The organism is Kitasatospora sp. NPDC057512 (assembly GCF_042802135.1).
Lineage (GTDB): Bacteria > Actinomycetota > Actinomycetes > Streptomycetales > Streptomycetaceae > Kitasatospora.
This window is the reverse complement of record NZ_JBHVET010000434.1, coordinates 1-7,259: the sequence shown is the minus strand read 5'-3', so window position 1 is coordinate 7,259 and position 7,259 is coordinate 1. Positions and strand designations below refer to the sequence as shown.

11 protein-coding genes are annotated in these 7,259 nt (G+C 75.1%); 3 read left to right on the top strand and 8 right to left on the bottom strand.

Translation table 11 applies throughout. The annotated features are described in order from the left end of the window. Positions 1–34: 34 nt before the first annotated feature. Positions 35–1,078 carry a zinc-dependent alcohol dehydrogenase family protein gene (locus tag ACFU6K_RS25290; RefSeq protein ID WP_380666642.1) on the bottom strand — a complete coding sequence of 348 codons (1,044 nt, stop codon included), beginning with the start codon at positions 1,076–1,078 and terminating at the stop codon, positions 35–37. Between the two features lie 125 nt (positions 1,079–1,203). On the opposite strand from ACFU6K_RS25290, the gene ACFU6K_RS25285 reads away from it, so the two are divergent. Both ACFU6K_RS25285 and ACFU6K_RS25280 read left to right on the top strand, forming a co-directional pair. Further along, complete coding sequence (locus tag ACFU6K_RS25285; RefSeq protein ID WP_380666640.1) at positions 1,204–2,199, top strand: DEDDh family exonuclease; 996 nt, start codon at positions 1,204–1,206, stop codon at positions 2,197–2,199. A gap of 31 nt (positions 2,200–2,230) precedes the next feature. Beyond that, on the top strand, positions 2,231–3,028 hold the full coding sequence (locus ACFU6K_RS25280) for an SURF1 family protein (RefSeq protein ID WP_380666638.1): 798 nt from the start codon (positions 2,231–2,233) through the stop codon (positions 3,026–3,028). Here the strand turns inward: ACFU6K_RS25280 and trxA are convergent. Both trxA and ACFU6K_RS25270 read right to left on the bottom strand, forming a co-directional pair. Beyond that, the gene (gene trxA, locus ACFU6K_RS25275) at positions 3,025–3,357 is read right to left on the bottom strand and encodes a thioredoxin (RefSeq protein WP_049653505.1); all 333 of its coding nucleotides are present in this window, start codon (positions 3,355–3,357) and stop codon (positions 3,025–3,027) included. The genes ACFU6K_RS25280 and trxA overlap by 4 nt on opposite strands. A gap of 3 nt (positions 3,358–3,360) precedes the next feature. Further along, entirely contained in the window at positions 3,361–3,768 is a 408-nt protein-coding gene (locus ACFU6K_RS25270) for a MerR family transcriptional regulator (protein ID WP_380666646.1), read from the bottom strand. A 107-nt stretch (positions 3,769–3,875) separates the two neighbouring features. Here ACFU6K_RS25270 and ACFU6K_RS25265 point away from each other — a divergent pair, with 107 nt between their 5' ends. After that, on the top strand, positions 3,876–4,637 hold the full coding sequence (locus ACFU6K_RS25265) for an SDR family oxidoreductase (protein WP_380666636.1): 762 nt from the start codon (positions 3,876–3,878) through the stop codon (positions 4,635–4,637). 7 nt (positions 4,638–4,644) lie between these two features. Here ACFU6K_RS25265 and ACFU6K_RS25260 read toward each other — a convergent pair whose 3' ends face one another. The 5 genes from ACFU6K_RS25260 to ACFU6K_RS25240 all read right to left on the bottom strand — a co-directional run bounded on the left by ACFU6K_RS25260 (position 4,645) and on the right by ACFU6K_RS25240 (position 7,090). Further along, entirely contained in the window at positions 4,645–5,301 is a 657-nt protein-coding gene (locus ACFU6K_RS25260) for an alkaline shock response membrane anchor protein AmaP (protein WP_380666634.1), read from the bottom strand. Further along, the gene (locus tag ACFU6K_RS25255; RefSeq protein WP_380666632.1) at positions 5,298–5,951 is read right to left on the bottom strand and encodes a DUF6286 domain-containing protein; all 654 of its coding nucleotides are present in this window, start codon (positions 5,949–5,951) and stop codon (positions 5,298–5,300) included. Before ACFU6K_RS25255 ends, ACFU6K_RS25260 begins: the two co-directional genes overlap by 4 nt. Further along, positions 5,948–6,265: a hypothetical protein gene (locus ACFU6K_RS25250; protein WP_380666630.1), complete on the bottom strand. Its 318-nt coding sequence runs from the start codon at positions 6,263–6,265 to the stop codon at positions 5,948–5,950. Before ACFU6K_RS25250 ends, ACFU6K_RS25255 begins: the two co-directional genes overlap by 4 nt. A gap of 83 nt (positions 6,266–6,348) precedes the next feature. Beyond that, positions 6,349–6,540: a hypothetical protein gene (locus ACFU6K_RS25245; RefSeq protein ID WP_049658455.1), complete on the bottom strand. Its 192-nt coding sequence runs from the start codon at positions 6,538–6,540 to the stop codon at positions 6,349–6,351. Positions 6,541–6,601: 61 nt separating this feature from the next. Then, on the bottom strand, positions 6,602–7,090 hold the full coding sequence (locus tag ACFU6K_RS25240; protein ID WP_380666644.1) for an Asp23/Gls24 family envelope stress response protein: 489 nt from the start codon (positions 7,088–7,090) through the stop codon (positions 6,602–6,604). Between the last annotated feature and the right edge of the window lie 169 nt (positions 7,091–7,259).

The following is a 7,259-nucleotide window of genomic DNA, read 5'->3' as shown; positions in this document are numbered from 1 at the left end:
GGGCGGCACGGGCCGGAGCCGGGAGGCCGACGCCTCAGAACGCGATCCGCACCTTCAGGGCCGAGCGGTCGTCCATCGCGCGGTAGCCGTCCGGAACGCCGTCCAGGCCGACGGTGCGGTCGAAGACCAGGCCCGGCTCGATGGCGCCCGAGAGCACGTCCGGCAGCAGCTCCGGGATGTACGCACGGGCCGGGGCGACGCCGCCGTTCAGCGAAACGTTCCGGCCGAACATCTGACCGATGTCGACGCCCGCGCTGCCGCCGTGCGGCACCCCGACGTAGCCCACCGCGCCGCCGTCCCGGGCGATCGAGACGGCCGTCCGCATCGACTCCTCGGTACCGACCGCCTCCAGCACCGCGTGCGCGCCCTGCCCGCCGGTCAGCTCCTTCACCGCCTCGACCGCGGCCTCGCCGCGCTCCGCCACCACGTCCGTCGCACCGAAGCGGCGGGCCAGCTCGGTGCGGGCCGCGTGCCGGCCCAGCGCGATGATCCGGCCCGCGCCCAGCCGGTGCGCCGCCAGGACGCCGCACAGGCCCACCGCGCCGTCGCCGACCACCGCGACCGTCGCCCCGGGCCGCACCCGCGCCGAGACCGCCGCGTGGTGCCCGGTGGACATCACGTCGGACAGCGCCAGCAGCCCGGGCAGCAGCTTCTCGTCGCCCGCCGCCTCCTTCGGCAGCTTCACCAGCGTCCCGTCCGCGAACGGCACCCGCACCGCCTCGCCCTGGCCGCCGTCCGAGCCGACCTGCCCCCAGAACCCGCCGTGCGGGCAGGAGGTCTGGAGGCCTTCGAGACAGAAGTCACACACGCCGTCCGACCAGACGAACGGCGCCACCACCAGGTCGCCCTTGGCGAAGCCGCGCACCTCGGCGCCGACCTCCTCGACCACGCCGAGGAACTCGTGCCCGATCCGCTGCCCGGCCACCCGCTGCGCGACCCCGCGGTACGCCCACAGGTCGCTGCCGCAGATACAGGCGTTCACCACCCGGAGCACCACGTCCGTCGGGTACTGGATCACCGGGTCCGGGACTTCTTCGATCCGGATGTCGTTGGGGCCGTGGATCACGGTGGCACGCATGCGCTGTTCCTTAGCTGGACGGTCTCGACCAGGTGTACGACACCCCCGCTGACCACTCTATTCCGGCCGGTCGGTCGGAACATTCCGGCCGGAGCCCCCCGCCCGGCCCCTTATCCTGTTGGACCATGCAACCGATCCAGCCCGAGACGTACGGAGCGCCGCGGACCGCCCCGGTCCCCGCGCAGCGCTCCGCCGCCCCCGCCGGGGGCTTCGCGGTCGTCGACGTCGAGACCACCGGTCTCGGCCGCTCGGACCGCGTCATCTCGGCGGGCGTCTACCAGCTGGACCCGGACGGCGAGGTCGTCGACCACTGGTACACCCTGGTCAACCCCGAACGGGACCCCGGCCCGGTCTGGATCCACGGCCTCACCGCCGAGCTGCTCGCCACCGCCCCGACCTTCCCGCAGATCGCCGACGAGTTCGCCGCGCGCCTGCACGACCGCGTCCTGGTCGCGCACAACGCGCTCTTCGACTGGAACATGATCTCCCGCGAGTTCTCCCGGGCCGGCCTGCGCGCCCCGGTCGAGCAGCGGCTGTGCACCATGGTCCTCTCCCGCGACCTGCGCCTGCCGCTGCCCAACGGCAAGCTGTCCTCGCTCGCCGCCCACTTCGGCGTCCAGCAGCGCCACGCCCACAACGCCCTGGACGACGCCCGGGTGCTCGCCGAGGCCTTCCGCCCCAGCCTGCACCTCGCCCGCGACGGCGGCGTGCCGCTGCCGCTGCAGAACTGCGTCGCGGTCACCGACCTCGGCGAGGAGGAGCCCGCCACCCCCGGCCGCGGCAGCTGGACCGGCGCCTCGTACCGCCAGGCCAAGAAGCGCCCGCCCTGCCCGTACCCCAACCCGGGGCGCTGGCAGGACGGCAAGCCGCTGGTCCAGGGCATGCGGGTGGCCATCACCGGCGACACCGCCACCGACCGCGAGGTCCTGGAGGACCGCGCGGTCGAGGCCGGCCTGCACATCGCCACCTCGGTGAGCCGCCTCACCAGCCTGCTGGTCACCAACGAGCCGGACAGCTGGAGCGGCAAGGCCCGCAAGGCCCGCGAGGTCGGTACCCCCGTCGTCGGCGAGGACGCCTTCCTCCAACTGCTGCGCGAGGTCGCCCCGCACCCCGGTGCGTGAGCCCGTTGTGAGGTCGGCGTACCGTTCCCATGTGTACCGTTTTCTGCTGACCCGACAGTGGCTGATCACCATGCTGGTCGCGCTGCTGCTGATCCCCGCGACGATCAAGCTGGGCTTCTGGCAGCTGCACCGCCACGAGGCACGGGTGGCCCGGAACGAGCTGATCGGCCAGGCCCTCACGGCCGCGCCGGTCCCCTTCGACACCCTGTCGCCGACCCCCGGCTTCGCGGTCCCCAAGGACCTCACCTGGCGCACGGTGACCGCCACCGGACAGTACGACCCGGCACACGAGTTCGTGGTCCGCAAGCGGACCGACTCCAGCGGCACCATCGGCTACTTCGTCGTGACCCCGTTCCGTCTCTCCGACGGCAAGGGCACCCTCCTGGTCAACCGCGGCTGGGTCGCCTCCGGCAACGGCGCCACCGAGTACCCGCCCGTCCCGGCCACCCCCGCCGGCGAGGTCTCCCTCACCGGCCGCCTGCGCGCCGAGGAGACCTACGGCGCCAGCGGCATCAAGGACCGCACCGGCCTGCCCGACCGCCAGTTCAACCTGATCAACACCGACGAGCAGGCCAAGCGGACCGGCGCCCCCCTCCTCGGCGGCTACCTCGAACTCGCCGCCACCACCCCGGCCCCGGCCGACCAGCCCCAGCTGGTCCCCGAGCCCAACCACTCCGACATCGGCCCGCACATGGCCTACGCCATCCAGTGGTGGCTGTTCACCGCGATGATCCCGGTCGGCGTCTGGGTCCTCGCCCGCCGCGAGGCCAAGGACCGCGCCAAGCAGGCCGCCGAGGCCGAGGTCCCGCTCGACGCCGTCCCCGCCTAGAGCACGTCCTCCAGCTCCCGCAGCAGCCGCGCCTTCGCCCGCGCCCCCACCACCGACCGCACCGGCTGCCCGCCCCGGAACACCATCAGCGTCGGCATCGACAGCACCCCGTACGCCGCCTGGGTCCGCGGGTTGTGGTCCACGTCCAGGCTCACCACCCGCACCCGGTGCGCCTCCTCCCGCGCGATGTCCGCCAGCACCGGCGCCATCATCCGGCAGGGCGGGCACCAGTCCGCCGTGAAGTCCACCAGCACCGGCCCCTCGGCCGCCAGCACCTCCGCGGCGAACGTCTCGTCCGTCACCGCCGGCACACCCGCGATCTCCACCACCGTCTACTCCTTCACCAGTTCACAATGAGGCGGTTCCTCGACGGCGGCCAGCTCGTCCCGCGCCCGCACGGCCCGGTCGAACTGCCCCGCCACCTGCGCCCGTACGTCCTGGAGCCGGGCGATGCACTCGTCCAGCTCCCCCAACTTCCGCCGGTACACCTCCAGCGAGGCCGGACACGAGTCCCCCTCCGGGTGCCCCGCTCGCAGGCACTCCACGAACGGCCTGGTCTCCTCCAGCCCGAACCCGAAGTCCTGCAGCATCCGGATCTCCCGCAGCAACCGCAGATCCGCCTCGTCGTACGCCCGGTACCCGTTGCCCGCCCGCCGGGCCGGCAACAACCCCAACTGCTCGTAGTACCGCAACGCCCGCGTGGTCGTCCCCGCCCGCTCCGCCAACTCCCCGATCCGCACGCCGAACCACTCCTCCCGCATGTCCGACGACGACCGTAAACCCTCCCCCCGACGTCAACGCCAGCCCCCGATCCGCCCCCACCCTCCACACCGGGCACTATGTCCCCATGGATCTCGGACTGAAGGACAAGGCCTACATCGTCACCGGCGCCACCCGGGGCCTCGGCCTCGCGAGCGCCCGCGAACTCGTCGCCGACGGCGCCCGCGTGCTCGTCAGCGGCCGCACCCGGCAAGCCGTCGACACCGCCGTCGCCGGACTCGAGACCCTCGGCACCGCCCACGGTCTCGTCGCCGACAACGCCGACCCCGACACCCCCGAGCGCCTCATCGCCGAGGCCCGGCACCGCTTCGGCCGGCTCGACGGCATCCTGATCAGCGTCGGCGGCCCCCAGGCCGGCGCCGTGGAGACCACCCCCGAGGACGCCTGGCGGGACGCCTTCGAGTCCGTCTTCCTCGGCGCCCTCCGCCTCGCCCGCGCCACCGCCGCCGCGCTCCCCGACGGCGGGGTGATCGCCTTCGTGCTCTCCAGCTCGGTCCGCCAGCCGATCCCCGGCCTGGGCATCTCCAACGGTCTGCGCCCGGGTCTCGCCATGGCCGCCAAGGCCCTCGCCGACGAGCTCGGCCCCCGCGGCATCCGGGTGCTCGGCCTGCTCCCGGCCCGGATCGACACCGACCGGGTCCGCGAGCTCGACGGCCTCGCCGCCGACCCCGACGCCGCCCGCGCCCAGGCCACCGCCGGCATTCCGCTGGGCCGCTACGGCACCCCCGAGGAGTTCGGCAAGGTCGCCGCCTTCCTGCTCTCCCCCGCCGCCTCCTACCTGACCGGCATCATGGTCCCCGTCGACGGCGGCGCCCTCCGCACCCTCTGACCCCCGCCTACTCCACCCGCGCCTGCCCGCGCCCCCGCCGACCGCGCCGCCCCCGCCCGCGCCGCGGCTCGGCGGGGGCCGCCTGGAGGACCCGGATCCGCAGATCGGCCGGCAGCTCCGCCAGCCGCAGGCTCCCGCACGCGTCCGTCCGGGGCCCGTCCTCGAAGTGCTCCACCAGCGCGGCCGGATCCCCGCCCGGCCTCAGCCGCACCGCCCCGCGCAGCCGCGGGTGCCCCGGCGCCCGCACCAGCCGCACCCCGGCCCGTTCGACTTCCGGCAGCACCGCCGTCCCGTTCTCCAGCGCCTCCTCCAGCGCCCGCGCACCGACCCGCAGCCGCAGCCCGCTCACCCCCGGCGTCGGCACCGCGATGCTCGACAGCCCGCTCCGCCGCAGCTGCGCCACCAGCCACCACGCCATCCCCGCCACCAGGACGGTCAGTCCGCCGATCACCGTCGGCCACCACCACGACGACGCCACCCACCGCCCCCGGGAACGCGCGCTCACCACCGGCTGGTCGGGTGAGGTCAGCGGCCACCACTGCGGCGGGTGGACGCCCAGCCGCCGGTACAGGTCGAGCCCGCCCGCCAGCACCAGCACCCCGGCCGCCAGCAGCACCGCCCCCACCACCCCCAGCACCACCCGGTTGACGACCGTCCTCCTCACCCGGCCGCCCCCTCACCGCCGGCCGCCCCGGCCCCCGTCCCGGACCCGGTGGTCCCCGCCCCCGGGTCCTCCCCCACCACGCCCCCGGCCCCCCGCCCCGTCCGCACGTCCAGCCGCAACGGCCGCCCCAGCCCCACCCGCTCCAGCTCGTCCCGCAACTGCCGCTGCACCAGCGCCGGGTCCGCCACCCCCTCCAGCGAGATCCGGACCCGCCGCCGCCCGACCCGGATCCGCAGGCGGTCGATCCCGTCCAGGCCCGCCGCCCGGTCCGCCAGCAGGTGCCCGACCCCGGCCCGGTCGACGGCCGCGGCCGTCCCCCCGCAGGGCCGCAGCACGAGCCACCGCCGCAGCCCGGGCGCGACGGCGAGCCACAGCAGCCACCCGCCGAGCAGGGTCGCCGCTCCGGCCCCCACCAGCACCGCCAGGTCGTCGAGGTGGCGGGTCGCCAGCTCGTCCGCGATCTGCGCCCGCCACCGCCGCGCCGGCTGCCCCACCCGTACGGCGACCACGTCGTACAGCAGCGCCCCCGCCACCACCAGCACCGCCGTCGCCACCAGGGCCGCCGCGGCCGTACGGGGCGCCCGCAGCCGCCTCACCTTCTCCGGCCGAGCCCCCGACGCCGCCGCCGTTCCGGGCGCCTCCCCGGTCACGAGGCGCCTCCCGTCACCAACTTCTCGACCACGACGATGACTTCCGACACCCTCGTCCCGGTCAGCCCCACCACCCGCTCCGCGATCCGCTTCCGCACCGCCCCGGCCAGCGCCGCGACGTCCGAGGGGAACGGCAGCTCGACCGCCACCCGGACCGTCACCGTGCTCCCCGGTACGGTCACCGAGACGTGCGGCGGCGCCCCCTTCGCCCGCCCGGCCGGCCAGGCCTCGGTCAGCACCTCCTGGACGGCCCGGGCCGCGATCCGGGCGTACACCCGGTCGGCGACCCGGAGCCGCCCTCGGCGCCCCGGCACGGAACCGGAACCGGAACCCGGACCGGGACCCGGCACGGAACCCGACCCGGAGAGCGCGGCCGGAGCCGACGCGGGGCCCGCCATCAGCGGCGCCGGTCGCGGCCGCGGAGCAGGTCCCCGAGTTCGCCCAGCTCGATGTCGCCCTCCAGCAGGCGCCCGAGCACGAAACCGACCAGCCCGAGGGCGGCCACCAGCAGGAAGGCCGCGAACCCGCCGAAGTACCCGGCGAAGCCGAGGGCCATGCCCACCACCAGGCCGACGATGGCCAGGTTCATCCGCTACTCCCTCGTGTCCCGCTGCCTCGTCGGGTCCGCCGTCGGCCCGCCGCCGAACGCGCTACTTGAGCTTCGGCCGCTGCCCGGAGGGCGCCACCGGCTCCTCTTCCTCCTCGAACTCCGGTTCGTCCGGGAGGTGGACGTCGTTGACCGCGATGTTGACCTCGACGACCTCCAGGCCGGTCATCCGTTCCACCGCGTTGATGATGTTCTCCCGCACCTGGCGGGCGAGTTCGGGAATGACCACGCCGTACTCGACCACCAGGGCGATGTCGATCGCGGTCTGCTTCTCGCCGACCTCCGCCTTGATGCCCCGCCCCACGCTGGGCTTGCCGCCGGGCACCCGGTCCCGCATCGCGCCGAAGGTGCGGGCGAGCCCGGAGCCGAGCGCGTGGATCCCCGCGACCTCGCGAGCGGCCATCCCGGCGATCTTCTCCACCACGCCGACGGCCAGCGCGGTGCGGCCACGCTCCCCCACCGGCTTGGCAGCGCCGCCGGCACCCGGCGGACCGGGGGTCGGGGCGCTGCCGCCGCCGGTGTGCTTGGGCATGGTCGCGGGCGTCGGAGTGTCAGGCATGGGCGCTTCTCCCGTCGTACGGCACCAGCTATATCGCAAACCTCCCCAACTCTGGCATTTCGCCACGATCCCCGCCCGGTGAGCACCGGAGGCCCCTCCCCCGGCACGGGAAAGGGCCCGGCCCGGGGGAATCTCCCCGGGC